Genomic DNA, 24,591 nt, shown 5'->3' with positions numbered 1-24,591 from the left:
CAAAAGTGGAAAAAATACGTTTACAGAATGGAAAGACTAGGAGACAATCATGATTAGAATACAAGCTGTTAATAAAAAAAATGAACTGCAGAAAGATATTACATTTGAGAGGCTGAAAGCAGAGTGGGAAAGTTATAAGTGGTTTTGGGTTGATTTTGATCAGCCAACCGAGGAGGAAACAGCTGAACTCGACAAGACTTTTCATTTTCATCCCCTGGCAATAGAGGATTGTGTTGTCAAACTCCAGCGCCCCAAAATGGATTATTATGAAGACTACAGCTTTTTTGTCACCCATAGCTTAAATCATATTAACGAAGATAAGCAGGAAATCAACTTTTTCATTGGTTCAAATTACATAGTATCGTACCACCATGAGCTCTCCAAAGAAATGAATGATGTTTGGGAAAGGCTGAGCCTGAGTAAGAAAATTAATAAATGGGACCCCTATCTGGTCATGTACCATATCATTGATAAAATAGTGGATAATTACTTTCCCATCGTTTATCAGCTGGAAGATCGTTTGAGTCTCATTGAAGATAATCCAAATGATGAAACTATGGAAGAATTATTGGAGAAATTATTTGATATACGCCATCATTTATTGCAGATAAGATATACTGTCATTCCGATGCGGGATTTAATATACCGTGTAATTAATTCCCATAGACTTAAAGGGGTAAAGGAAAGATACGAATACTTTGCTGATATTCATGACCACTTATTGAAATTGACTGAAATGATTGATGGAAACAGGGAATTGACGACCGATATCCGTGACAGTTATTTATCGATCAACTCACATCAGACAAACCGGGTGATGAGAGTCCTTACCGTGATAACCACTATATTCATGCCATTAACCTTCATAGCGGGCATTTACGGAATGAATTTTGAAAACATGCCGGAATTAACATGGAAATATGGATACTTTGAAACGCTGTTTTTAATGTTTATTATTGCCTTGGGCATGTTTTGGTGGTTTAAGATGAAGGGCTGGTTCCGATAAAAGCATAATGAAAGCTTTGCCTGAAATTTTTGGCAGAGCTTTTTATTTGGAGTTTTGTTTTGAGGAAGGGAGGAGAACTTTTTACTTATATGGAATGTTAATGTATTAGATTCGCTAGAAGCGGATTTGTTTGATAAATTAAAGAAACGGGTGAATGGGAATGGATATTTTCGAGGTTAAATCCATTGAAGGATATAAAAAAGAGCTGTCCAAACTATTAATTGAGGTGGTAAATGAGGGAGCGTCAATAGGGTTTCTGCCCCCGCTTGATCAAGATAAGGCAGAGGAATATTGGGAGGATTTAATAAATAATAATGATGTGGTTTTGTTTTTAGCTGTAATGGATGGGAAAGCTGCCGGAACAATCCAGCTCCATTTATGCCAGAAAGAAAATGGAATCCATCGTGCGGAGATTGCAAAATTAATGACTGATCCCTCCATCCGCAGAAAGGGTCTGGGACGCCTGCTATTAAAAGCCGCAGAAGATAAAGCGAAGCAGGAGGGCCGAAGCCTGCTTGTGCTTGATACAAGAGAAGGAGATGTTTCCAATATCCTTTATCAATCAGCAGGATATGTTAAAGCAGGCATCATACCAGGCTTCGCACAGTCTGCCCATGGCCATTTGGAGGCAACAGTGATTTACTATAAAAATCTAAATATGACTTTTGACACAAAAAATCCAAGTTAATAGAATGCTGCTCTTAATTTTTCATTTATAATGATAAGGTATATTATATTTAACAGATGTATTTCTATTTACAAAGGAGTTTATATGGTTATTTTCTATCCGCTGGGAGTTTTAAATGAGAGTAAAAACCGGGAAGCGGCACAGCTTTTCTACGGATTTATGCAATCTGAACAAGGTATGTCTAAAATGGAGCAATACGGTTTTTCTTACCTGCTGAAATGATTCAATCCGAATACTTTTGGTCACCGGTTAAACTCTCACTGGAAATTGCCTCTATATCGCTTCTCGCTGTTTTAGTGATAGGGGTTTTAGCTGCAAAATTGATGGCAAATCGGACGTTTAAAGGCCAGGCAATTATAGATACTTTGCTGCTTTTGCCATTGGTCCTTCCGCCTTCCGTTGTAGGATTTCTGCTGATTGTGGTTTTCGGAAAGCAATCTTTCGTCGGCCGAGGGATTGAATGGCTGTTTAACGGGCCAGTTATTTTCACGTGGTGGGCTGCTGTTATTGCAGCGGCCGTAGTAGCCTTTCCTCTGATGTATCAATCTGCAAGGGCTGGTTTTGAATCCATTGACAATGAGATTGAAGACGCCTCAAGAGTCGATGGTGCATCAGATTTAAAGGTTTTTCTGTATGTAACGATGCCGCTGGCTTCTAAAGCCATCATGACAGGAGCAATATTAAGCTTTGCAAGGGCAATAGGAGAATTTGGGGCCACATTAATGTTTGCAGGCAATATTCCCGGAAAGACACAAACACTTCCCACCGCGATCTACGTTGCTATGGATTCAGGGGATATGGAAATGGCGTGGATGTGGGTTTCAATTATATTACTGATATCAACTTCCATGCTTGTATTCATGAATTTTATAAAGAAACGGTTTTAGAAAGGCAGATTGCAGTCAAGTGCAATCTGACTCTTAATCTTTTATCAGCTGGTACAGTCTAAACATATCATCTCTGCTGAAGATTTTCGGAACAGGATACAGGGGATTTGCTTCCTTTAAGGCACGTTCAGCCATGATGGGAATGTCACTGTCTTGAATTCCGCTCACTTTTGGCGGAATCCCCATTCTGCTGTTTAGGGATTTTATGCTGAGGATAAAGTTCTTTGCATTTTCTTCAGCCGAATCTGCTGCATCGCCGATACCAGCAGCCTCTGCCAGCTCAGCCAAAGGATTCCACACTGCCTCTCCATAATGCTCCAGGACATATGGAAGGATGATGGCATTTGCCAAACCGTGAGGGACCGAATAAAAACCTCCGAGCGTATGGGCAATAGCATGAACATTGCCAACATAGGCCCTGGTGAAAGCCAGTCCTGCGAGATAAGCAGCTTTTTGCATATTGGCTCTTGCCGTCAGGTTTTCGCCATTCTTGTATGTTTCATAAAGATTATCATAAATTAGCCGGACTGCATCGATGCTGAATTTTCTAGTCTCTGCTGTATTGCTTCTGCCAATGTAGGCTTCGACGGCATGGGTTAGTGCATCCATACCGGTTGCTGCTGTTATATGAGGTGGCATTTTTAATGTTATCAAGGGGTCAAGAACTGCATAATGCGGGATTAGGTTCAAATCAATGATCGCATATTTTTCATGTGATTTGCTGTCGGTAATGACCGCTGCAACAGTGGCTTCACTTCCAGTACCTGCTGTGGTTGGAACTGCAAAAAGGGGAGGGAGCTCTTTTCTAACCTTAAATTGGCCTTTTAATTGTGAAATGCTTTTCTTTGGCTTCACAGCTCTTGCACCAACTCCTTTGGCGCAATCCATCGGAGAACCCCCGCCAAAAGCAATAATCCCCTGGCAGTCATTCTTTTTATATACTTCCAGTGCTTCTTCAATATTAGTAATTGTCGGATTTGGAATGGTTTTATCATATATAAAAAATACAATGTTCTTTTTCTGTAAATTTAACAGCAAACCATTCATTAGGCCAAGAGCGCTGATGCCGCTGTCAGTTACAATCAGAATTCTGCTGATGTTTTTCCTCTTAATAAGATCAGGAAGCTTGTCCAGGCTATTGGCACCTTCTAATAATTCAGGTTCCCGCCATGGCAGAAAAGGCGATACCAGCTTGAAGGTTTTTTGATACATTCGGCAGTATGCATTATACATTCCCTCACCCCTTTATTTATCGGAAAATTCTAATATTATAATTCATATATACCTTTATGTTAAATATGAAGTCAATATGCTGAATGAAATAATATATTCAGTGCGTTTTCACTGCAGAATGAAGAAAGAGTTCTTCAAATCGGAAGATTGACACAATCATAAATGTATTTTATAATTATCTCGAAATCAAGATAAATTAATTCGAGGTATTGAGGTAGGTGATAATATGGAAAGGTCGTGCCCTAACCCGGCATTCCTGATTCTCATGCAGACATCCAAGTCCATCCATGAATGCATTAAGGACAGTATCACCAATTATAGCCTTAGCATGACCGAGTTTTCTGTGCTGGAAGCTCTATACCACAAAGATATGCAAACGATACACGAAATTGGTAAGAGGATACTAATTACGAGCGGCTCGATGACTTATGTAATTGATAAGCTTGTGGAAAAGGGATATGCCAAACGGATCGCATGTCCGAATGACCGCCGGGCGATTCATATTGGTTTAACTGACAAAGGAAATAAGTTATTGGAAGAGATTATGCCGAAACACCAGCAATGGGTGAACTCTTTTTTTGAAGAATTGAATTCAGCTGAGCTGGATCATTTAATAAATTTACTTGAAAAAGTGAAAAGACGAACAGATATTTAAATTGCGGTTTAATATCTTGAAATGAAAATATTTGAATTGAAATGAGTTTTATTGGCTGAACTTAGGTTACATTAAATAGGGAGAGGTGTAAAGAGTGGGCAGAAAAACTAGTGGGATCCATCATATCACTGCCATCGTCGGCCATCCGCAGGAGAATGTAGATTTCTATGCAGGAGTACTAGGTTTGAGAATGGTCAAGCAGACCGTGAATTTTGATGACCCCGGGACTTATCATCTGTACTTTGGCAATGAAGAAGGAAAGCCTGGGACAATTATTACTTTCTTTCCATGGGCAAATGCCTTCCCGGGAGTCATAGGGGATGGCAGGTTAGGGTCACCTCCTATGCCATTCCCAAGGGTGCCCTTGGATTTTGGCAAGACAGATTTAAGAAATTCAAAATTTCTTACACAATAGAAAAAAGATTCGGAGAAGAATCAATAAAGCTTCTTGATCCACATGGCCTGGTATTAGAAATGGTGGAAAGAGATGAGGGAGAGCTTAATACATGGTCTTTTGGAGGCATCACTCCTGATGTTGCAATAAAGGGTTTTGCCGGGGCGACTCTTTATTCATCCCAGCCTGAACAAACTGCACATCTGCTTGAAAGGGTAATGGGCCTTGAACGCATTGGGGAAGAAGGAGAAATGATCCGATTCCAATCCTCAGCTCAAATCGGCAATGTCATAGACCTGAAAAAGATTTCCGGCAAGCGCGGCCAGATGGGTGTCGGCACTGTCCATCATATCGCCTGGCGGTCAGAAGATGACGAGGATCAATTGGAGTGGCAGGAATATGTGAGGTCAAATGGCTATGGCGTGACGCCAGTCAGGGACCGGAATTATTTTAATGCCATTTATTTTCGGGAGCAAGGGGAAATTCTTTTTGAGATTGCAACCGACCCTCCTGGATTTGCTCATGACGAATCACCTGGGAAAATGGGAGAGAAGCTGATGCTTCCTGAACAATATGAGGATATGAGAAATCGCATCGAGCGGAAATTAATCCCTATTAAAGTTAGGGAACTGGATTAAAACGAAGAGGGGAAGATACTATGAAACATATTTTTCAAAAAGGAAAAGATCCTTCTAAACCTGTATTATTGCTGCTTCACGGAACGGGAGGTACAGAAACTGACCTGCTTCCGCTTGCAGGGCATATTGATCCGGAAGCCTCTGTTCTAAGTGTGCGCGGAAATGTGCTGGAAAATGGTATGCCGAGATTTTTCCGCAGGCTGGCAGAAGGTGTCTTTGATGAAAAAGATCTGATTTTCCGCACAAAAGAATTAAACGGCTTTTTAGATGAAGCTGTACAAAAATACGAATTTGAGCGTGAAAACATTGTGGCAATTGGCTATTCAAATGGAGCTAATATTGCAGGAAGCTTATTATTCCATCATGAAAACTCCTTAAAAGCAGCGATTCTGCACCATCCGATGGTTCCAAGGCGTGGTGCTGAACTGCCTGATCTTAGCGGAACATCAGTATTTATCGCGGCAGGAACCAATGACCCGATTTGTCCGGCAGAAGAATCCACTGATTTACAGTCTTTATTGGAAAGTGCAGGAGCGAAAGTCGAACTTCACTGGGAAAGTTTTGGTCACCAATTAACCATGGGTGAAGTTCAGGCTGCAGCCCGCTGGTATAAACAAATATAAAAATAGTTAATCTAATGAATATAAGGGAAGAGAATTGAAAGAATAGGCGGTGCAGACATGGGTATCCTATCAAGGTTATTTGGAAATTCAACTAAAAAGGAGACGAGTAATATGGAAAATGTAAAATTGGCAGTCATTTTTTACAGCATGGGCGGAACAAACTATCAATTGTCTAAATGGGCGGAGGAAGGCGGCAAAGAAGCTGGTGCGGAAGTTAAAGTTTTTAAGGTTCCAGAACTGGCGCCGCAATCAGCAATTGAAGGCAATCCTGCATGGAAAGCAACTGTCGAGGCGACAAAGGATGTACCTGAAATTAAGCCAGACGATCTAGAATGGGCAGATGCCATTATATTCAGCGTACCGACCCGTTTCGGCAATATGCCTTCCCAAATGAAGCAGTTCCTTGATACAACTGGCGGTCTTTGGGCGAAAGGAAAGCTTGCGAATAAGGCAGTAAGCGCAATGACATCAGCCCAAAATCCGCATGGCGGCCAGGAAGCAACTATTCTTTCGCTTTATACTACAATGTATCATTGGGGTGCGATTGTGGCTGCTCCTGGTTATACAGATCCGGTTCTCTTCGGAGCAGGCGGCAATCCATATGGAACAAGCGTAACGGTTGACCAGGATGGAAAAATGATTGAAGATGTGAAGGAAGCTGTTAAGCATCAGGCGAAAAGAACTGTCACAGTTGCCGGATGGGTTAAAAAAGGTAATCAATAATCATAGAGGGAGCAATTGTCTTACAATTGCTCCCTTTACATGTAAAGGGGAGAAATGGCATATGGAAAGTGAGGAAATAACTAAGCGGGAAATTGCTTCTATCAGGAAAGTAAATCTGCAGGAGCATAGTCCCATTCATGCAGCAGGCCCTGTGATAGAACCAGGGAATTGGGAAAAGTTTGACCCATTCCTACTGATGATGGAGGATAAATTCCAAAAGGGCGCGTTTGACGTCCATCCCCATCGCGGCATAGAAACCGTAACTTATGTCATTGAAGGGGCTATTGAGCATTTCGATAGTCATTCCGGTGAGGGAGGCGTGTTAGGGCCTGGTGATGTTCAATGGATGACAGCAGGCAGCGGTGTCGTTCATAACGAAGTGCCATTAGAAGGAATAACTGCCCATTCGCTGCAGCTGTGGATCAATCTTCCCAGCGAGAAGAAAATGACAGCGCCAAGATATCAAAATCTTAAAGGCAGTGAAGTTCCTGTAAGAGAGGAAGAGGGCGTTATTTTTAAAGTCTTCTCCGGATCCTCGAAGGGGGTTGTATCTCCTGCCATAAATCATGTGCCTGTAACGATGGTTGAAGCAAGGATGAAAAAAGGTACGGCAGCCTCGCAAGACCTGCCTGGAAGCTACAAGGGCTTCATCTATATTTTAGAAGGCAGCGGGGTTTTTGGAGAAAATGAAGCACATGCAGCAAAAGGCCAGGTTCTTGAATTGGGAGATGGCGGGAACGCTGGAAGCGAAATTTTCGTTAAAGCCGAAGAGCCTTTGCGCTTTTTACTATATGCAGGCGAGCCAGTCAAAGAAAAGGTTGTTGCACGTGGACCGTTTGTTATGAACACTGAAGAAGAAATTAGAACCGCTTATAAGGAGTATATGGAAGGTACCTTTCTAAAATAAGAAGCGGGTGAGGACCAATCATATGGTTGCTCTTTTTTTGCTGGGAGATTGGTTTTCAGAAGGACATTACCTGTTTTTTAGAGAAGTACTATTCAAATCCAAATAAGGAGTTGGCCTATTATGTACGAAGTTAAAACAAAGGAGAACGATAATAGTGTAATTGAATTTATAGAAAAGGTTGAGAGTCCTAAAAAGAGGGAGGATGCATATAGGCTGCTGGATATCTTTACAGAAACGACAGGCTATCAGGCAAAAATGTGGGGACCAAGCATCATTGGCTTTGGTTCGTATCATTATAAATATGCAACTGGTCATGAAGGGGATGCACCACTTGTTGGCTTTTCGCCAAGAAAGGCAAAAATCAGCCTTTATTTTGCACCCGGGGATAAAAAAAGAGATGAATTGCTTGAACGGTTTGGGAAACATACAACTGGAAAAGCTTGTGTTTACATAAATAAGATTGCAGATATCGATGTAGAAGTGCTAAAGGAATTAATTGTTCAATCAATTGATTTTTTAAGGGATACCTACCCGGAGTAATAGGAAGTTCAGCATATGAATATTCTCGAACCCATGCGTCAGAATTGCAAGATTCATCCGGCTGGGATTCTGGTATTATTTACCGCGATACTTCACCTTCAAAATAATATATTTTTTAATTAAATATATTATTCTGAAGGTGAGCCTATGCAGCCAAGTCTAACACCCATCAAACCGATGGCAAGACGCGGAAGAAAAAAATTATATGTCTCCATTAATAAAAAGTTAGTATTCAGCCACCTCTTTTCTGCAGTACAATCTTTCAGACGTTAAGCTATGTGACGAGCCAGGATTATAAAGGCAAAATTAAAGCTATTGTTATAGATAATCGTTCTTCAGATAATACCTATTGTGAATTAGTAAGGGCTAAAAAAGAGCTTAACATTGAAATCATAGTTTTAAAGGAATCTAAGCCGGGAAAATTCCATGCATTAAACAAATGACTGCAGCATGTGACAACAGAGTATGTTATCACGCTTGATGCCGATACCCTGCTTCATCCTTCAGCTGTCCGCTTTTTAGCAGCACGCATGGAAAGCAGTCCCTGATATAACCCCTGCAGCCTTTTTATCAGTATGAGGGTACTTTCAGGAACTTTTCAAATTAAAGTGTTTCTGGGATTGATCTTCGCTGTGGTAAATGGCGGAGGTTTTTTTGCTTTTTATAATGCACATTTTCCTGAATCATTCTTATAATATTGAAGAAAAATGAATTGCAGAGTTATTTTTATTGCTTTTGGTTTGCGTTGGAGATAAAATGTTTACCAAAGTAAACTTTTTAAGATAGGCGCATATACTTTTAGTAATCTTGGATATATATTTTTTTAAGGCAAAAGTTGCCCTGGAGAAACTTTTTGGCAACAGTGAAAAAGGAGAGAGTGAAATGTCGCAGGAAGTATTATTTGCATTAGGTCTCACATTGTTTGCCGGCTTAGCGACAGGTATTGGCAGTTTAATGGCTTTTTTTACTTCTAGAACGAATACGAAGTTTTTATCATTGGCACTTGGCTTTTCCGCAGGTGTAATGATTTATGTCTCCATGATTGAAATCTTTGTAAAAGCAAAAGATGCACTTGTAGGAGCATTAGGTCAAGTAAACGGCAACTGGGCAACTGTTGGAGGTTTTTTTGGGGGGATAATCCTCATTGCGTTAATTGATCGGTTTATTCCTAAAAAGGATAACCCGCATGAAGTAAGAACAGTTGAAGAAATGAATGATGCAGGCAAGGTCGTCGAAGATCCGGCACTCTTAAAAATGGGGACCTTTGCGGCTTTGGCGATTGCGATTCATAACTTCCCGGAAGGAATTGCAACTTTTACATCTGCACTCCAGGACCCATCGCTTGGAATCGCCATTGCGGCGGCTATCGCAATCCATAATATTCCAGAGGGGATTGCTGTCTCAGTTCCTGTCTATTATGCCACTGGGAGCAAGAAGAAGGCTTTTAAGCTTTCATTTTTATCAGGTCTGTCAGAGCCAATTGGCGCATTTGTGGCATACTTGATTTTAATGCCATATTTAAACGATGTAATGTTTGGTGTCATTTTTGCCGCAGTTGCCGGAATAATGGTGTTCATTTCTCTCGATGAATTATTGCCGGCTGCCAAGAAGTATGATGAAGCCCATACCTCCATTTATGGTCTTGTGGCAGGAATGGCCGTCATGGCGCTCAGCTTGCTGCTGTTTTTATAGCAAAAAAAGCAGTCTCCATCACTGATGCATGTGAAGGGAGCCTGCTTTTTCAATTTACATTTAATGCGCTGTACCCTTGTCAAAGTTGCTGCCGCTGACATCGGCAATATTTTCTATAGCCACTAATGCATTCGGGTCGATATCTTCCACAATCGAACGGAGCGTAGATAATTCAATCCGTGTTACGATGGTATAAATGATTTTTTTCGGCTCACCAGTAAAAACACCCTGGCCCTGAATATAGGTCATTCCCCGCCCCAATTGCTTCATAAGCTCTGCAGAGATTTCTTCAGGCGTATCAGAAATGATCGTAACCGACTTCAGCTCTTCCATACCTTCCACAACGATATCAATCATTTTATAAGCAATATAATAGGTGATAATGGAGTACATGGCTGTTTCCCAGCTGAAAACGAGGAAGGCCGCAAGAATAAATATAAATACGTTGACAATCATGATAAATTGGCCGACAGACACTGGACGCTTCTTGCTGACTAGGATGGCGATGATTTCTGATCCATCCAAAGCTCCGCCAGTTCTGATCACAAGGCCGACCCCTGTACCGAGAATGACAGCTCCAATGACTGTCGCTAAAAATAAATCATTGGTAACCGGCTCAAAATGATGCAGGTAAGCGGTACTGGCAGATAAAACTATAACACCGTATAACGTATGTATCGTAAATTTCATTCCTATTTTACGGAAGCCGATATAGAGAAATGGCAGGTTTAAAACAATCAAGAATATACTCATGGTCATCCCGGTCAGTTCAGCAGCGATAATGGAAAGACCGATAACCCCGCCATCGAGAATATTATTGGGGACGAGGAAAAACTCAAGTCCTGCCGCTGCAATCACCGCACCTATCGTGATCATGATGAGCTGTCTTATCTCTTTTAATACCCGTTTTTTCTTTGTTATTGCCATATGATCAAGCCCTTCTTTTTTAAATACTTTCATATTATAGCACTTTTCAAGAAAAATCTTTAAGCAGGAACCACTTAGCTGCAAAAGAGGAAATAAAACCACAAGTGTTGAATGTAATCAAGCGGATTAAAAAAAAGAGAGGTAAATATATGACTGCTGCTTACGTGGATTGGGGCGGAGCAAGGATAAAATTAACCTGGAAGGAGGCAGCATATCCTCCAGAGAGAGAATTAATTACGAGCGCCCATGGGTTTTGCTTTTTGGAAGAAAAGGTTTTATTAGTAAATTTGCAGAACCGGGGGTGGGATATTCCCGGCGGACACATAGAAAAGGGTGAAAGCCCCGAACAATGTTTTAAGAGAGAAGCCATGGAAGAAGGTTATGTGGAAGGGCAGTGCACACATTTGGGATATATTATCGCAGACCATAGTGAAAATCTGCTGTGGACTGAAAGAAGCGCATATCCCAAAATAGGCTATCAGGTATTTTATCATATGAATATAGAAAGGATGCTCGACTTTGAAGCACGGTATGAGTCATCAGAAAGGATGCTGGTCGATCCTCTGCAAATAGCTGATTATTCCGAGGGATGGCATGAAACACTTGTTCAGGCTTTGAACTCAGCAATGAAAAGGTCATATGGTGAACCATAAGGAAAAAGAGCAGGCCAGCTCCTTTTTCCATCATGATCCGTTTTTATTCTGAGCTAATTTTTTTCGGTCTTTTGTGCCGGGCGGCTTTTCCATCCAATGATGTTTAATCATAATGTCTGCTCCCGTTTTGGCATATTTGGCAATTTCAATGGACAAGCGTTCATAATTAATTGCCAGATCGCTGCGCTGGCTGGCAGCTGCTGCTGTAGCATAATTTCCGGTTCCCGCAGCACTGATTAAACTCATATGGAACATAATCAGCTTATCTGAAAAAGTCTGTGTAACCGAATTGCTGACACTGACATCAGGCAGACGGGGGGTTGGAATATCATTTTGCAGCAGGATATCTGTAAAGATTTTAATATGTTTATTAGCTATTTCCGCACCTCTGAGCATAAAATCTGAAACCTCTTTTACTGGTGAGGTCTGAGCAAAACTGAGGCTTAAGTTTACCCCCATGGCATTGGTCATGACATTCATATATAGATGTGATATTTCTATTGCATTTAAAGGTCTTTTATTGGACAAAGGATTCAGCCCGCTTAAATAACTCTTGCTGTCTATATATTCAGTCACAGGGGGCGTTTCAATAGAAGGGTGCCTTGCCAGCAGGCCTTTGCTAAGGGCAATCCGGGTTGACTTATTATATAGAACGGAAGTTTCATGAAGCCCATTTGTAAAGTACTCACATATGTCTTCCCGTGAACTCATGGAGAGAAAGCCGCCATAAGAAATAAGACCTGTCCGAGCCATATGGTTTATATAGGTTAAACAAAATATATCAGAAAAGAGCCACGGTGCAGACATAATGACGTCGTTATCAGAAAAACCATTAGGCACCGGCAGCTCACTCTGCTGAAAAAACTTGACAAGTTTGTTTAAATGGGTGGCGGTCAAATCATATGCGTATTGGACTGCTCCCTTAATTTCTTTATCTTCCAGATCTTTAAGCATAAACCCTAAAATGCACTTAGCCATGCTGTCATTCATAAAGGAAGTCCACAAAGATGCAATTTCAGCTGCTGTGAGACGTGTTTTATTCTTTTGCATGGGATTGCCTCCCTCGTACGTTTATTGACTATGGTTGATATTTTTTCCTTTAAAGTGGTTATTATTCTTTTCCGTAAAGACTGGGCTAAGTCATCAATCAGCTTTGGAAAGGAGCCTGATAATTTGAAAAGAATTATGGTGATTGGGATTTCAGCAGGCGCAGGAAAATCAACATTTGCCAGAAAATTAGGTGAAAAAACAGGCATTGAGGTACATCATCTGGATGCTGTATTCTGGAAGCCCGGCTGGGTGGAAAGCGGACTTCAAGAATTTTCGGATGCCCAGCGTGAACTTGTGAAAAAACAGCAGTGGATTATTGAAGGCAATTACAGCAATACTTTTGAAATCAGGGGAGCTGCGTGTGATACAGTCATATATCTAGAACTTCCCCTGTATCTCTGTCTGTACAGGGTATTGAAGAGATGGCTGACCAATCTTGGTAAAACACGGCCTGATATGGCAGCAGGATGCAAGGAGAAAATGGACTGGAAGTTTATAAAATTCATTCTGACAACTTACGGACCCCGCAAAAAGAAAATGGCTGAGCGGCTTGACAGGTTTGCTGCAGAAGGAAAAAAAGTCATTGCCCTGAAAGATACATCGGATATTGATTCATACATAGAGGATTTTGATGTTAAGCCTAACAATGCTTCATAGAATACAAAAACCCCTGCATTTTTGCAGGGGTTAGTCAATATCTTTACTGATTTTCGAAACATTTACCCGGCCTGAAAAGAACACGGCACCGCCGCCCATATCAGAAAGCCGGTCCGGAGTCAGCGAATTGACCAGATGATTTGTTCCAGGGACGTCTGCCCATATGCCCTGTGAAACAACTGTACCAGGAAGGACAAGTTCTCCAACAGCCGCTTTAAGTTCGCATTCCCCTCGTTCATTCCAAATACGAACCAAGTCACCATCTTTAATTTCAGCATTTATAGCATCCCTTGTATTTATGTGAAGACGCGGTTCCTTCTCCATCGCTGCATGTTTTGTATTATTGGAAAAAGTTGAATTCAAAAAGTTATGGTTCGGTGCAGGCACAAACAGAAAAGGGAATTTATTTTCTTCCTTCAGCGGTATGTATGTCGGCAGAGGAGGATATCCATCATCTTTCATTCTCTGCGAGAATAATTCTATTTTTCCGCTGGGCGTGGGCAGCCTGCCTGGAAAAAGCGGTTTTACCCTCGCTTTGATAAACTTGGTTTTCTTCAGGGATTCAGCATTTATTTCCTCAATTAAGGGGTTAGCCGGAAAATCTAATGCGGCATCAATCATTTCTTCTTCCGTTTCTTTAAATACAGCATCATGTAAGCCCATTTCTTCTGCAAGAAGCCGAAACACTTCGACATTAGATTTTGACTCGCCGTATGGTTCAATGACTGGCTCCTGAATTTGCATGTAGTGGTGCCAATAGGATGAATATATGTCCGTATTCTCAAAAGAAGAAGCCGCCGGCAGTACAATATCAGCATACTTTGCCGTTTCGGTTAAGAACAGATCATGGACAACAAGGAACAGATCCTCCCTCAGCAGCCCTTGACGGACTTTATTTCCTTCTGGTGCAACAAGAGCAGGGTTGGTTCCATAGACGTACATAGATTTAATCGGTTTTTCCAGTTCAAGCAGTGCCGAACCGATCCGATTCATATTAATGAGGCGTGTATCCTTTTTGTGCAGGAGGTCAGGCCTTTGAAGAGCTCCAGTATTAAAAGCAAGATAGCCGGAGTTTCCCTTAATGGCACCGCCGCCTTTTAAGAGCCAGTGTCCTGTAATTGCAGGAAGACAGGAAATGGTGCGGATGCACATTCCGCCATTGTCGTGATGCTGTGGCCCGTTGCCGATTCGGATAAAAGCAGGGGAAGTCTTTCCATACATACGGGCTAATTTGTAAATATCATCTTTCGGCACACCTGTTATGCCGGCTACTGTTTCAGGATCATATTCCTTCACATGTTCACGAAGTTCCTGGTGGCCAACCGTATACTTTTTCAGAAAGTTCTCATCCGCCAAATTTTCGGCAAACAAGACATGCATCATGCCAAGGGCCAGGGCAGCATCAGTGCCGGGAGTAATCGGTATAAACCAGTCGGCCATTTTTCCAGTCTGGTTTTTATGGACGTCAATCACAACGATTTTCGCACCACTTTTTCTTGCTTTTTGAGCGAGAATCATTTGATGCATGTTGGTGCTGACTGCATTAATGCCCCATAGAATAATGAGCTTTGAATGGATGGTATCCTCCGGATCCATTCCAAAGCTCCCGCCCATTGTATACGTATATCCAGCTGTACCGGCAGATTGACAAATCGTCCTGTCAAGGCGTGATGCTCCGAGTTTATGGAAGAAACGGCGGTCCATTCCTTCTGCGTTTAATCTGCCCATATTTCCGTAGAAACTATATGGCAGGATGCTTTCAGGGCCATTGTTGACAATTAGGTCCTTCCATCGGGAGGTGATCGTGTCTATCGCCTCTTTCCACCCAATCCGTTCAAAGTGGCCATCACCTTTGGTGCCAGCACGCTTCATTGGATATTTGAGGCGATTTTTATCATAGATCCTTGATGGCATGCTGCGGACTTTATTGCAAATATTCCCCTGTGTCACTGGATGATTGGGATCTCCTTCAATTTTTACGATTTTTCCTTCTTTTTTATGTACGAGAAGGCCGCATTGATCGGGGCAATCCAAGGAGCAAACGGATGGGAAAACACCATTTAAGGTTTTGCTGTAAGAGTTCATGTCCACATACTCCTTCCTTATAGTATTTCGATCATAACATAAAATTCAGATTATTTGATGGACGTCTGGGGGCATCCAGCAAATTTCTATAATGAAACACCAAGCCTCATATTTGGAACTATTCTTTGAAAAAACTTTTGTAAAATAGGTTTGGTAGATTTTATTGGTTCAGAATACATCCGAGCAGGTGAACAGGGAAATGGCGCTAAAAATTGCGATTGTAGATGATCATAAGCTCTTCAGAGAAGGGGTCAAACGGATACTGGAAATGGAAGAGGACCTTGAAGTAGTTGCTGAAGGGGAAGATGGCCGTGATGCTCTCATAATTGATAAGAATTATAAGCCTGACGTTATGATTATGGATATCGATATGCCTAATATGAATGGCATCAAAGCAACGGATAAGCTGAATGAAAACAAATCAAAAAGCAAAGTCATTATTTTATCTTTTTATGATGATGAGAATTATGTCACGAGGGTGCTCCAGAATGGTGCAGCCGGATACCTGCTTAAAGATATTGGTGCAAAAGGGCTAATCGAAGCGATCAGGATTGTTGCCAGTGGAGGCAGTTATCTGGATCCCAAGGTTACGCAAAATATTATAAAGGAATACAAAAGGCTTACAGAATTAAATTCAGGCAGCAATCATGCGTCAAGTCAGAATTATCAGCGTCCACTGCATATATTGACTCGCCGCGAATGCGAGGTGCTTCAGCTGCTGGCAGATGGGAATAGCAATACTGGCATCAGTAAAGCGCTTTTTATTAGCGATAAAACGGTTAAAAATCATGTAAGCAGCATTTTGAGAAAGATAAAAGTTCATGATCGGACACAGGCAGTCCTTCTCGCCATCAAAAAGGGCTGGGTCAGAATCGGTTAGAACCAATGTGTAATTCGAAATTCACCCTTTACTTTAAAGGCATGTTCTCCTGAACATGCCTTTTTTTACGTTGAGATAGCAGTAAAGGATGAGTAAGCAAAGACGGTAATAGAAAAGATAACTTTGAAGAGCTTGAAAAGATAGGTGATAAAATGAACCGGTTTTATAAACGCTACTCAGATTTAATCTTTCATTTGCTCAGTGAAAATAAATGGATCAGTTTAGCTCAACTGGCAGAACGAACAGGTTTTTCAAAAAGCACGATATGGCGTGATTTGGAATTCCTGGAGACGATTCTGCCGGAGGATTGGAAGCTGGAAAAGCATGAGACTTTTGGCGTTAGGCTGAGAAAGCCTGAAAGCGGCACTCTGGAAAGCATTTTGAGAGAAATTCGCGATAAGAATACTTATTTCCATACGTTAAAGCTGATTTTATTAAGCGATGGAATAGACATTTCTCTGATATCCAATGAAGTGCATGTAAGCCGTTCAACCGCATACCGCCACATTGAAAAGCTTCAGGAGGTTTTGAAGGAATCACAGCTTACATTAACTTCGAGTCCTTTCAAAGTAGTCGGAGATGAAAGAAATATCAGGCGTTTTATCATGCAATACTTAGATTTAATGAGCTTTAAACCGGATGCTGAGAAGGATTGGCTGCATTCCGGGGATTTTCAGTCGGCATTGATGGAGCTGACCTCGAGCTATTCGATGACTCTCCGGACAGGAGCTATTCAACGCCTCAAAATGATTTTATATATTTCAAATTTGCGTATGTCTATGGGCTATTTTGTTTCGTTTCCAAAAACTTTGGTGGATGCGTATAAGGAAAGTAAATTTTTCCTCGCGGCTAAAGAATTAGTGCACTATATGGCTAAAGCCAAAATTCCATCCAGGGAAACACAGCTCCAGGAAATACTATTCTTTGCCATTTATTTAATGAGTGAGGAAAGGCCGACGAATAGATCGCAGCATCTGCGTTATCTCCGCACGAGGAGGATAGGCGAAAGGGAGCACCCTTTTTCTGTCTACTTAGAAAACCTTTCCAATATAGCTGGCTTCAATTTAACAGATGATGATATCTTTTTATTTCACATTTACCAGACATTTAAGAGAATTTATCTTGAAAAAGAATTAAATACCGAAACACTCCATAGCTCAATGATACAATACCTGCCATATTATGAGACTAATCCACTTTTCAAAACGATAGAGGACCTGGGATTCAAAACATTCTCTAAAGTCCCTCTTATTTTTAAAAAGCTGGATGTTCTTGAAATCTTTACACTTCTCCAGGCTGCTATTCTGCGAAGGAGGAATAGGCATGTAATACAGGCTGCGCTTGTGTGCCGGACATATTATGAAAAGGATTATATTAGGGAAGTGCTAAAATATCATTTTGGCAAACAGCTTTCTATATCAACGCTTGATTCATCAAGCATCGATTTAATTTCAGAATATGAAGAGTTCGATCTGGTCATTTCAACCGATTTGAATCATTCATCCAAGCTGATAGGGGACCTGCCAGCCATAAATGTTTCTGCATTTCCGACAGGTTCAGAGCTTATGGAAATCAGACAATTCATACATGATCATTTTCTAAAACAAATGGACCTGGACAAAGAGGTGATCTATCCCTATGAAAAGCAGGATGAGCCATACAAATAAGGAGACGCCTTCAAACTGGAGGTGTTTTTTTATTTATTTTTTAAAACATGTTGATTTTGATAATCATTATCAATTAAAATAAAGCTAGATGATAATTGTTTTCATTCATACATAGTTTTGATTTAAGGAGGCGAGGAGTTGATCAAAAACCCTCAAGTATCCGTCCGCACAATGACTGACCAGAATCTAACGGACTTTATCCGGTGCCCTTATAAATTTTATTACACACATATTGAAAAGAAAAAACATCCTCTTGGCTGGCGTCAGGCCATTCAGCATATTATCAATAAAGTCGTTTCATCCTATTTTCAGCTGCCGCAAAGCCATCGGACCCCTGCAAATGTTCTGATGCTGATCGATCAATATTGGGAAAGGCTGGAGCTGCGCATGTTTGATACCCAGCTCCAATATTATATGGCTGCTGCAGCCGTAACAGATGGTTTAATGAGAAACTTAAGCAGTGAATCTGAAATAGCTCAGCCGCTGTTTTTGTATGAAAGGTTTAAAATGAATCTTAAAGAGCTGAATGTAGATCTTTCTTTAACTTTCGATGTCGCGGAATGGCAGCAGGATTCTTTTATAGTGAAGAAATTTCTGGTGGATGCTGACGAGCAAATGCTTGAGCTTTATTGTCATTTAACTGTGGTTTTTTCAGAAAAGGTATTTGGTATAAGGCCGGCCAGAATTGAGGTCGTGACATTAATGGATGGTGAAAGGCATGTTTTCAATCCAAATAAAGATAGCCTTGAAGCGGGATTAAACTATCTGCAGATGATGAAGACGCTTCTTGAAGACACAAAGCAGTTTTCGGATTTGTACAATATGAATGAGTGTCCAGCCTGTCCTTTTCAGGGAGTATGCGACAGGGATGAAAAGAATGAGAGAAAACAAAAATACTTATCCTAAAAAAGGCGCCTGGGGAAAAACCAGGCGCTTCTGTTATTTATGAACATGCAGAACCAATTCAGGTGAATGTATTTCCATTGCTTTTAAATGCATTTCCCGCTAAAGTTTTTACAGGGATGTTAGATAGAAAGGTTGCGATTCTTCTTTGAATATACTAATTACAGGTGCAAACGGTTTTTTAGGGAAAAAGCTTTCATTAAAGCTTTTGGAACAGGGGCATGAACTTTATTTATTAGTCAGGAGCAGAAAGCGGCTGGATGCCTTCATGCAAGGCGAAGGAAGCGATTTTTCCAGGCAGATTCATATATTGGAAGGCGATGTTACAGAAGAGCATCTTGGATTAAATAGAGAACTTGTGAATTCCTTAAAAGGAAAGATGGATGCCTTATACCATAGTGCAGCACTTCTATCATTTGATGAAAAGGATCGGGATACGACTTTTAAAGTGAATGTGGGAGGAACAGAAAATGTTCTGAATCTTGCTTTGGAAATAAATTGTCCAAAAGTTTTATATATCAGTACCGCCTATACGGTTGGGACAGAGATTTTGGGGACGGAGGCTCTTTACTCTGCGGACAGGCGTTTTGTAAATCCCTATGAAGCTTCCAAATGCGAGGCAGAACACCTAGTATATACATTCCGGGATAAACTTGATATTGTTATTCTCCGTCCCGGTATTATCATCGGTGATTCCAGAACAGGTGAAGCGGATACAAACTTCGGCTTATATGGATTTCTAAAAGGCATCAAGATCTTAAAAAAACGGGCCAAGCGAAGACAAGACAGCCAAAGCTGCAGAATCTATTTGGATCCTGAAGTTGCCCAGAATTTTGTGCCAGTGAATTATGTTATAGATACATTGGATGCCGCCTTGATTCATGCAGAAAATGGCGGGATATACAATATTACAAACCCTAACCCGCCTCTGCAATCAGATGTATATGAAATAGTAAAAGAGGTACTGGATTTTCCGCAATTGGAGATGTGTGTCCCTGGATCATCTGCAGAAATGACAAATGAAGAAAAGGCTTTTCATGATTCAATGAGCATTTTCCACAGTTATTTCCAGCGGACCATTGATTTCCCATCAGACAATACGGAAAAGCTGCTTGCAGCTGCAGGGGTTCCCATGCTGCAAATGGACCGTGATGTATTAACAAGAATAATAGCAGGATATTTGCTCGATAAAGCGAGTATACCTTCCTAACGAAAGAAAAGACCGGGGATTTGAATTCCCGGTCTTCATTTATTCATTCATGCCTGCTCCCCGCCTTTTATGGGCACCTGCTTCAAGGGGGACTTTTAAAAGCTTCCGGTGCTTAATTTCCATAGTCTGAATTTGATTCAATTCCTCAATTAAGTCATGGATAGAGAGAATCTCATATAGAATGGCTGTTTCAGGCTGGACATGGTGGTGTGTGCGCGGTTTTAAACCGCCCGCAGGGTTCAGCTGTTTTTGCTCAATAAACCACTGTGTTACTTCGCTGATTTTTTTATGATGGCTTTCTGAAATAAGAAATCCCGGGTCATATAGGCTGTCTTTTATATCATCAAGAACAGCAACGGCAGCCTTTTTCCTGTCCTCCTCCAGCTCCGGCAGGCCAGTCGGCAGAAAGATCAAGTTTCCCACGTGATAGGTAATCTGCCTTAAAATAGTCAGTTTTTTATATTCATAATGAAAGTTGCGCATATCCTCACGGCTAAATCGGTGATACCTATATTCAGCTTTTTGATAATGGCATAAAGTTTCCGTTTTATCGATATCTTTAATAAGTCTTTGAAAATCAGAACGGACAGTGCCATCAGATCCCTGTGAATTAAAAATTTCAAGGCCTCTTTTGTGTAAAATGTCACCGGATCGTCTGTAAAGCGCATGTATATTTTTTATAATTGATTTGGAGTAATTGGGCGGCATGACAAAAAAGTTAACTGCTGTAGAAACGACAATACCGATTGTGGTTGTCCCCAATCGAATGAAAAAAGAGGACAGATAATGGTCCTGTACCGTTGAGATCATAGCGACACCCGTCAATGTAGCCACCAGCATTCCATCATGAAGTTTAAGCTTATGGCAGACAATGATTGTCGTAAGCGATACGGAAGCATAACTGTACGGGCTGTCCCCGAAAATGAACGTAAATAATACAGCAAATCCCGCACCAATAGCTGCCGCCGGAAACCTGACATATGCTTTCCGAATGGAGTCCGCAACAGTGGGCTCAATTGTAACGATGGCCGTAATCACAGCAAACATGGCTGGCCAATCCAGCATATGGCAAATAAAAGCTGTTATAAAAACAGCCAGTCCGGTTTTGGCAATTCTTCCTCCTATAAATTTATATGGAATAGTCTGTTTCATACATAATCCTTCTTTAAATCTGTGGTTTCAATATATAAATTTATATTATTGCAAGAAACCAATAAGAGCAAATGCGAATCTTCTGATAAAAAGAAATTATCCCGGTGACATGATCTGATTGTATGTTAAAATAGACAACTATAAAGTATAAATATTGAATATATATAAGATTTTATGGACTTAGGGGAAGGGTGAGTTTGAATGTCAATTGAAAGTGTGAAAACCCATTTTAAAAAATGGGATCGGGAACAAGATGTAATGGAGTTTGATTCTTTAAGCGCAACAGTGGAACAGGCTGCTGAAACAATCGGTGTCAGCCCTGCACAAATTGCCAAGACTCTTTCCTTCAGAGGTGATGGGGATGAAGCAATTCTTGTGGTGGCAGCAGGCGATGCCAAAATTGATAACAAGAAGTTCCGGAAAACGTTCGGTTTCAAACCTCGGATGCTTTCAGCGGAGGAAGTTCTCGAACAGACCGGCCATGCCGTAGGCGGAGTGTGTCCATTTGGACTGAAAAATGACCTGGATGTATATCTGGATGAATCTATGAAAAGATTCGAGACCCTTTTCCCTGCATGCGGAAGCAGCAATTCCGCCATTGAACTGACACCTGCTGAAATTAATACATATTCAGATGCAAAAGCCTGGGTGGATGTGTGCAAGGACTGGGAAGATGCGCTGATCATTGAGCGGCCACTGGAAAAAATAACGAAATAGAAGTCATATTTTCCTGCTGAAAACAAAATAGTATTGTATTATTATAACTATTGATGAATAAATATATAGAATTGCGGATTAGGAGAGCAGATAATTCATGGGAAAGAATCTGATTATTAAACAAATTGATGAACTTCAAGACGACTTTTATAGAATAAGCACTTATATTGGTGAGAATCCCGAACTGGGACATGAAGAGTACAAGGCATGCAAAGTATTGACAGAGGAGCTTGAAAGGCATGGTTTTTCTGTAGAAATCGGCACCTGCGGTTTACCGACTGCATTTACGGCAACTTATGACAGCGGGAAAGAAGGTCCTGTGATTGGGTATATGTCAGAATACGATGCACTGCCTGAAGTAGGGCATGCATGCGGTCATAATCTAATCGGCACGATGGGGATTGCTGCAGGAATAGGACTAAGTAAAGTGATTCATGAAACTGGGGGAAAGGTTATTGTCTTTGGCACGCCGGCAGAGGAGACGAAGGGCGGTAAGGTGACCATGGCCGAAGCGGGTATTTTTGATGTTTTGGATGCAGCGATCATGGTTCATCCCCTTGACAATTATGTGAAGAGCGGGTCATCACTGGCAATGGATGCCATACAGTTTGAATTTTTTGGGAAATCAGCACATGCAGCTGCCAGCCCGCATTTGGGAATAAATGCTTTGGACGCTGTCCTGCAAACGTTTAGCAGTATAAACGCTCTGCGCCAGCATATCAAACCTGATGTCAGAATCCATGGCATTATCACGGAAGGGGGCAAAGCCGCAAACGTGGTTCCGGACTATGCGGTTGCCCAATTTTATGTTCGTGCAGCCAAACGTGAATATGTGAATGAACTTGTAGAAAAGGTCAAGAAATGTGCAGAAGGGGCAGCTCTGCAGACTGGTGCCGAAATGAAGTGGTCATTTTATGAGTTCTCTTATGATGATATGGTTACGAACAGCCCCTTATCAGAAGCATTCAATAAAGAACTGATTTCCCTTGGTGTGAATGAGGAGGAAATTCTGGAACAGAAGGACGGGTCAGGTTCTCTTGACATGGGGAATGTCAGCCAGGCGGCACCTTCCATTCATCCTTATATTAAAATCTGCAATGAGGCATATGCCTGCCACACACATGAATTCCGAGAAGCTGCTATGAGTGAGCAGGCTAGAGAAGCCATGATCCTTGGAGCGAAGGCAATGGCTCTTACGGGGTATGAAGTGTTAACCAATCAGGAGCTTTTAAAACAAATTAAAAAAGAATTCGAGTCAAACAAGGCATTAGCTTAAAATCCAAAATAAGGCCATGATCCATAAGAAGCATGAGGATCATGGCCATTATATTATGATAAACTATTCCATTCTGAATACAGTCCGGTTCCATTGCAGCCCTGGCAGTCAAATTGGTTTGCATGATAAGCGAATTCATTCCCCGGATAGAGTGAAAAACCCCTGCCGTAACAGTCAGGACACTTATTTTCTTCCTTCATGCGATTGACATGATTTTGATATCTGCTTTCGCGCCATTCATTAAAGGCATTCAATAATCCCATCTTTTTCACCTCAGCCATTTTTTCCTTATTTTGAATAAAATGGGCAGATTTTATACACCTCGCTACTATAATATATGAATAAAGTGGGACTAGTGTGAAAAAAAGCTTGTTCAAAAAAGGCTATTTTCCCTTAGGGTGCTTCCATTTTTCGCCGAGTGCTTCGATAAAAATACTGACATTCTTTTTTTCCTGCATGATGGGGGAAAGAACATAGGAAAGAGTGCGTTTGAATTCCTGATTTTTCACCTTGATTATAGACAGGTTATTTTGTTTAACGTCCCTTTCAACGACGCTTCCAGAAAGAATGCTTATTCCCAGCCCGTTGATGAGTGTTTCTTTTATCCCCTGGTTGCTGCTGATCGTTAAAAGTGATTTCACCTTAAGACCATTTGATCTGACTACATGGTTAAAATACTCACGTGTCCCTGATCCGTTTTCCCTCATGATCCATGCCTGATCTTGAAGGTCAGCAATGGTTGCTTCTTCTTTTTGTACCAATGGATGCTGGTTGGAAGTCACAATAAATAATTCATCCTCTAAAAAGGGAGTCACGATAAGCTCTCTTTCATTTGTCTGGCCCTCTATTAACCCTATATCCACATGATGGGACCGTGTTGACTGAACAACTTCCTCCGTATTGGCAATCGTCACCTGGAGATTCAGCTCAGGATACTGATTCTGCAAATCAAGCAGCAGGGGAGGCAGGATGTATTCCCCTATAGTGAAACTGGCCGCAATTTTCAGATCTCCTTTAATGGTGTTTTGCTGCTCTAAAATTTCCTGCCTGGTTTGCTCGTAAATGGTAATCATCTGCTTGGCCCGGTCATATAATATTTCACCGCTGGGCGTAATTTTCAAGTATTTTGGAGAGCGTTGAAATAGTTTGGTCTGAAATTCTTTTTCCAGATTTTTGATATGCAGGCTGACACTGGGCTGAGACATAAGAAGGAGCTCGGCTGTCTTCGTAAAATTTTTCACTTCAGCCAATGTGACAAATGTTTTTAACGCATCATAGTACAAAATATCACCCTTTCTACAATTAGTAATATTAATAGCTGCGATAATTAATATCTATTTTACTAATGGAATATCATTCGGTAAAGTAATAGATATATATTTTTTGCGTATAAAACCGACTTTTTTTATAGGAAAAGAGGAAATTTAA

Annotated in this window: 25 protein-coding genes and 1 pseudogene; 19 read left to right on the top strand and 7 right to left on the bottom strand. The window is 41.1% G+C overall.

Going from position 1 to position 24,591, the window contains the following annotated elements:
* The first annotated feature begins 49 nt into the window (after positions 1–49).
* The 4 genes from corA (at position 50) to modB (ending at position 2,581) form a co-directional block, all read left to right on the top strand.
* The gene (gene corA / locus IRB79_RS18930; RefSeq protein ID WP_243504058.1) at positions 50–1,006 is read left to right on the top strand and encodes a magnesium/cobalt transporter CorA; all 957 of its coding nucleotides are present in this window, start codon (positions 50–52) and stop codon (positions 1,004–1,006) included.
* A 160-nt stretch (positions 1,007–1,166) separates the two neighbouring features.
* Complete coding sequence (locus tag IRB79_RS18925; RefSeq protein ID WP_243504056.1) at positions 1,167–1,694, top strand: GNAT family N-acetyltransferase; 528 nt, start codon at positions 1,167–1,169, stop codon at positions 1,692–1,694.
* An 84-nt stretch (positions 1,695–1,778) separates the two neighbouring features.
* Complete coding sequence (locus tag IRB79_RS18920; protein ID WP_243504055.1) at positions 1,779–1,916, top strand: substrate-binding domain-containing protein; 138 nt, start codon at positions 1,779–1,781, stop codon at positions 1,914–1,916.
* Positions 1,913–2,581 (top strand): molybdate ABC transporter permease subunit, encoded by a 669-nt coding sequence (gene modB / locus IRB79_RS18915; RefSeq protein WP_243504053.1) that lies wholly within the window; start codon positions 1,913–1,915, stop codon positions 2,579–2,581. The genes IRB79_RS18920 and modB overlap by 4 nt, the downstream gene beginning before the upstream one ends.
* Before the next feature lie 33 nt (positions 2,582–2,614).
* On the opposite strand, the gene IRB79_RS18910 is transcribed toward modB, so the two are convergent.
* The gene (locus tag IRB79_RS18910; RefSeq protein ID WP_243504051.1) at positions 2,615–3,814 is read right to left on the bottom strand and encodes an iron-containing alcohol dehydrogenase; all 1,200 of its coding nucleotides are present in this window, start codon (positions 3,812–3,814) and stop codon (positions 2,615–2,617) included.
* Positions 3,815–4,040: 226 nt separating this feature from the next.
* Between IRB79_RS18910 and IRB79_RS18905 the strand changes: the two genes are divergently transcribed.
* The 7 genes and pseudogenes from IRB79_RS18905 to zupT all read left to right on the top strand — a co-directional run bounded on the left by IRB79_RS18905 (position 4,041) and on the right by zupT (position 9,986).
* Entirely contained in the window at positions 4,041–4,469 is a 429-nt protein-coding gene (locus IRB79_RS18905; protein ID WP_243504049.1) for a MarR family winged helix-turn-helix transcriptional regulator, read from the top strand.
* Positions 4,470–4,563: 94 nt separating this feature from the next.
* A pseudogene (locus IRB79_RS18900) lies at positions 4,564–5,501 on the top strand (ring-cleaving dioxygenase).
* 20 nt (positions 5,502–5,521) lie between these two features.
* A complete protein-coding gene (locus IRB79_RS18895; RefSeq protein ID WP_243504047.1) occupies positions 5,522–6,124 on the top strand; it encodes an alpha/beta hydrolase in 603 nt (200 codons plus the stop codon).
* A 111-nt stretch (positions 6,125–6,235) separates the two neighbouring features.
* Positions 6,236–6,847, top strand: coding sequence for an NAD(P)H:quinone oxidoreductase (wrbA, locus tag IRB79_RS18890; protein ID WP_243504045.1), 612 nt, complete (start codon positions 6,236–6,238; stop codon positions 6,845–6,847).
* A 61-nt stretch (positions 6,848–6,908) separates the two neighbouring features.
* Positions 6,909–7,754, top strand: coding sequence for a pirin family protein (locus IRB79_RS18885; RefSeq protein ID WP_243504043.1), 846 nt, complete (start codon positions 6,909–6,911; stop codon positions 7,752–7,754).
* A 120-nt stretch (positions 7,755–7,874) separates the two neighbouring features.
* Positions 7,875–8,294 (top strand): DUF1801 domain-containing protein, encoded by a 420-nt coding sequence (locus IRB79_RS18880; RefSeq protein ID WP_243504041.1) that lies wholly within the window; start codon positions 7,875–7,877, stop codon positions 8,292–8,294.
* An 882-nt stretch (positions 8,295–9,176) separates the two neighbouring features.
* Positions 9,177–9,986, top strand: a complete 810-nt coding sequence (gene zupT, locus IRB79_RS18875; protein ID WP_243504039.1) for a zinc transporter ZupT — start codon at positions 9,177–9,179, stop codon at positions 9,984–9,986.
* A gap of 60 nt (positions 9,987–10,046) precedes the next feature.
* On the opposite strand, the gene IRB79_RS18870 is transcribed toward zupT, so the two are convergent.
* The gene (locus tag IRB79_RS18870; protein WP_243509539.1) at positions 10,047–10,913 is read right to left on the bottom strand and encodes a YitT family protein; all 867 of its coding nucleotides are present in this window, start codon (positions 10,911–10,913) and stop codon (positions 10,047–10,049) included.
* A gap of 149 nt (positions 10,914–11,062) precedes the next feature.
* Here IRB79_RS18870 and IRB79_RS18865 point away from each other — a divergent pair, with 149 nt between their 5' ends.
* The gene (locus IRB79_RS18865) at positions 11,063–11,566 is read left to right on the top strand and encodes an NUDIX hydrolase (protein WP_243504038.1); all 504 of its coding nucleotides are present in this window, start codon (positions 11,063–11,065) and stop codon (positions 11,564–11,566) included.
* A gap of 30 nt (positions 11,567–11,596) precedes the next feature.
* On the opposite strand, the gene IRB79_RS18860 is transcribed toward IRB79_RS18865, so the two are convergent.
* On the bottom strand, positions 11,597–12,616 hold the full coding sequence (locus IRB79_RS18860) for a DUF3231 family protein (RefSeq protein WP_243504037.1): 1,020 nt from the start codon (positions 12,614–12,616) through the stop codon (positions 11,597–11,599).
* 123 nt (positions 12,617–12,739) lie between these two features.
* Between IRB79_RS18860 and IRB79_RS18855 the strand changes: the two genes are divergently transcribed.
* On the top strand, positions 12,740–13,273 hold the full coding sequence (locus tag IRB79_RS18855; RefSeq protein ID WP_243504036.1) for a P-loop NTPase family protein: 534 nt from the start codon (positions 12,740–12,742) through the stop codon (positions 13,271–13,273).
* A 30-nt stretch (positions 13,274–13,303) separates the two neighbouring features.
* Here IRB79_RS18855 and IRB79_RS18850 read toward each other — a convergent pair whose 3' ends face one another.
* Positions 13,304–15,358, bottom strand: coding sequence for a molybdopterin-containing oxidoreductase family protein (locus IRB79_RS18850; protein ID WP_243504035.1), 2,055 nt, complete (start codon positions 15,356–15,358; stop codon positions 13,304–13,306).
* A gap of 199 nt (positions 15,359–15,557) precedes the next feature.
* Between IRB79_RS18850 and IRB79_RS18845 the strand changes: the two genes are divergently transcribed.
* The 4 genes from IRB79_RS18845 to IRB79_RS18830 all read left to right on the top strand — a co-directional run bounded on the left by IRB79_RS18845 (position 15,558) and on the right by IRB79_RS18830 (position 20,018).
* A complete protein-coding gene (locus IRB79_RS18845; RefSeq protein WP_243504034.1) occupies positions 15,558–16,238 on the top strand; it encodes a response regulator in 681 nt (226 codons plus the stop codon).
* Positions 16,239–16,390: 152 nt separating this feature from the next.
* The gene (locus IRB79_RS18840) at positions 16,391–17,905 is read left to right on the top strand and encodes an AcpB/EbpR/MafR family transcriptional regulator (RefSeq protein WP_243504033.1); all 1,515 of its coding nucleotides are present in this window, start codon (positions 16,391–16,393) and stop codon (positions 17,903–17,905) included.
* A gap of 138 nt (positions 17,906–18,043) precedes the next feature.
* Positions 18,044–18,811: a hypothetical protein gene (locus IRB79_RS18835; protein ID WP_243504032.1), complete on the top strand. Its 768-nt coding sequence runs from the start codon at positions 18,044–18,046 to the stop codon at positions 18,809–18,811.
* A 145-nt stretch (positions 18,812–18,956) separates the two neighbouring features.
* Positions 18,957–20,018: an SDR family oxidoreductase gene (locus IRB79_RS18830; RefSeq protein WP_243504030.1), complete on the top strand. Its 1,062-nt coding sequence runs from the start codon at positions 18,957–18,959 to the stop codon at positions 20,016–20,018.
* A gap of 39 nt (positions 20,019–20,057) precedes the next feature.
* On the opposite strand, the gene IRB79_RS18825 is transcribed toward IRB79_RS18830, so the two are convergent.
* Entirely contained in the window at positions 20,058–21,170 is a 1,113-nt protein-coding gene (locus tag IRB79_RS18825; protein WP_243504027.1) for an FUSC family protein, read from the bottom strand.
* Positions 21,171–21,371: 201 nt separating this feature from the next.
* Between IRB79_RS18825 and IRB79_RS18820 the strand changes: the two genes are divergently transcribed.
* Both IRB79_RS18820 and IRB79_RS18815 read left to right on the top strand, forming a co-directional pair.
* Positions 21,372–21,887: a YbaK/EbsC family protein gene (locus IRB79_RS18820; RefSeq protein ID WP_243504025.1), complete on the top strand. Its 516-nt coding sequence runs from the start codon at positions 21,372–21,374 to the stop codon at positions 21,885–21,887.
* A gap of 97 nt (positions 21,888–21,984) precedes the next feature.
* Positions 21,985–23,163: a M20 family metallopeptidase gene (locus tag IRB79_RS18815; RefSeq protein WP_243504023.1), complete on the top strand. Its 1,179-nt coding sequence runs from the start codon at positions 21,985–21,987 to the stop codon at positions 23,161–23,163.
* Between the two features lie 53 nt (positions 23,164–23,216).
* Here the strand turns inward: IRB79_RS18815 and IRB79_RS18810 are convergent, their stop codons facing one another.
* Positions 23,217–23,426: a methionine aminopeptidase gene (locus tag IRB79_RS18810; RefSeq protein ID WP_113881403.1), complete on the bottom strand. Its 210-nt coding sequence runs from the start codon at positions 23,424–23,426 to the stop codon at positions 23,217–23,219.
* 120 nt (positions 23,427–23,546) lie between these two features.
* Positions 23,547–24,446: a LysR family transcriptional regulator gene (locus IRB79_RS18805; RefSeq protein ID WP_243504021.1), complete on the bottom strand. Its 900-nt coding sequence runs from the start codon at positions 24,444–24,446 to the stop codon at positions 23,547–23,549.
* Positions 24,447–24,591 lie beyond the last annotated feature (145 nt).

It is taken from the genome of Cytobacillus oceanisediminis (assembly GCF_022811925.1).
Taxonomy (GTDB): domain Bacteria; phylum Bacillota; class Bacilli; order Bacillales; family Cytobacillaceae; genus Cytobacillus; species Cytobacillus oceanisediminis_D.
This window is presented reverse-complemented; position numbering and strand designations above follow the sequence as displayed.

Bases quoted from the DNA above. Each gene is read 5' to 3' on its own strand.
- IRB79_RS18870 (WP_243509539.1), bottom strand. From the start codon at position 10,913: ATGGCAATAACAAAGAAAAAACGGGTATTAAAAGAGATAAGACAGCTC.
- IRB79_RS18860 (WP_243504037.1), bottom strand. From the start codon at position 12,616: ATGCAAAAGAATAAAACACGTCTCACAGCAGCTGAAATTGCATCTTTG.
- IRB79_RS18885 (WP_243504043.1), top strand. From the start codon at position 6,909: ATGGAAAGTGAGGAAATAACTAAGCGGGAAATTGCTTCTATCAGGAAA.
- IRB79_RS18840 (WP_243504033.1), top strand. From the start codon at position 16,391: ATGAACCGGTTTTATAAACGCTACTCAGATTTAATCTTTCATTTGCTC.
- IRB79_RS18825 (WP_243504027.1), bottom strand. From the start codon at position 21,170: ATGAAACAGACTATTCCATATAAATTTATAGGAGGAAGAATTGCCAAA.
- corA (WP_243504058.1), top strand. From the start codon at position 50: ATGATTAGAATACAAGCTGTTAATAAAAAAAATGAACTGCAGAAAGAT.
- modB (WP_243504053.1), top strand. From the start codon at position 1,913: ATGATTCAATCCGAATACTTTTGGTCACCGGTTAAACTCTCACTGGAA.
- IRB79_RS18925 (WP_243504056.1), top strand. From the start codon at position 1,167: ATGGATATTTTCGAGGTTAAATCCATTGAAGGATATAAAAAAGAGCTG.
- IRB79_RS18820 (WP_243504025.1), top strand. From the start codon at position 21,372: ATGTCAATTGAAAGTGTGAAAACCCATTTTAAAAAATGGGATCGGGAA.
- IRB79_RS18815 (WP_243504023.1), top strand. From the start codon at position 21,985: ATGGGAAAGAATCTGATTATTAAACAAATTGATGAACTTCAAGACGAC.
- IRB79_RS18920 (WP_243504055.1), top strand. From the start codon at position 1,779: ATGGTTATTTTCTATCCGCTGGGAGTTTTAAATGAGAGTAAAAACCGG.
- zupT (WP_243504039.1), top strand. From the start codon at position 9,177: ATGTCGCAGGAAGTATTATTTGCATTAGGTCTCACATTGTTTGCCGGC.
- IRB79_RS18865 (WP_243504038.1), top strand. From the start codon at position 11,063: ATGACTGCTGCTTACGTGGATTGGGGCGGAGCAAGGATAAAATTAACC.
- IRB79_RS18845 (WP_243504034.1), top strand. From the start codon at position 15,558: ATGGCGCTAAAAATTGCGATTGTAGATGATCATAAGCTCTTCAGAGAA.
- IRB79_RS18910 (WP_243504051.1), bottom strand. From the start codon at position 3,814: ATGTATAATGCATACTGCCGAATGTATCAAAAAACCTTCAAGCTGGTA.
- IRB79_RS18880 (WP_243504041.1), top strand. From the start codon at position 7,875: ATGTACGAAGTTAAAACAAAGGAGAACGATAATAGTGTAATTGAATTT.
- IRB79_RS18810 (WP_113881403.1), bottom strand. From the start codon at position 23,426: ATGGGATTATTGAATGCCTTTAATGAATGGCGCGAAAGCAGATATCAA.
- IRB79_RS18905 (WP_243504049.1), top strand. From the start codon at position 4,041: ATGGAAAGGTCGTGCCCTAACCCGGCATTCCTGATTCTCATGCAGACA.
- IRB79_RS18895 (WP_243504047.1), top strand. From the start codon at position 5,522: ATGAAACATATTTTTCAAAAAGGAAAAGATCCTTCTAAACCTGTATTA.
- IRB79_RS18850 (WP_243504035.1), bottom strand. From the start codon at position 15,358: ATGAACTCTTACAGCAAAACCTTAAATGGTGTTTTCCCATCCGTTTGC.
- wrbA (WP_243504045.1), top strand. From the start codon at position 6,236: ATGGAAAATGTAAAATTGGCAGTCATTTTTTACAGCATGGGCGGAACA.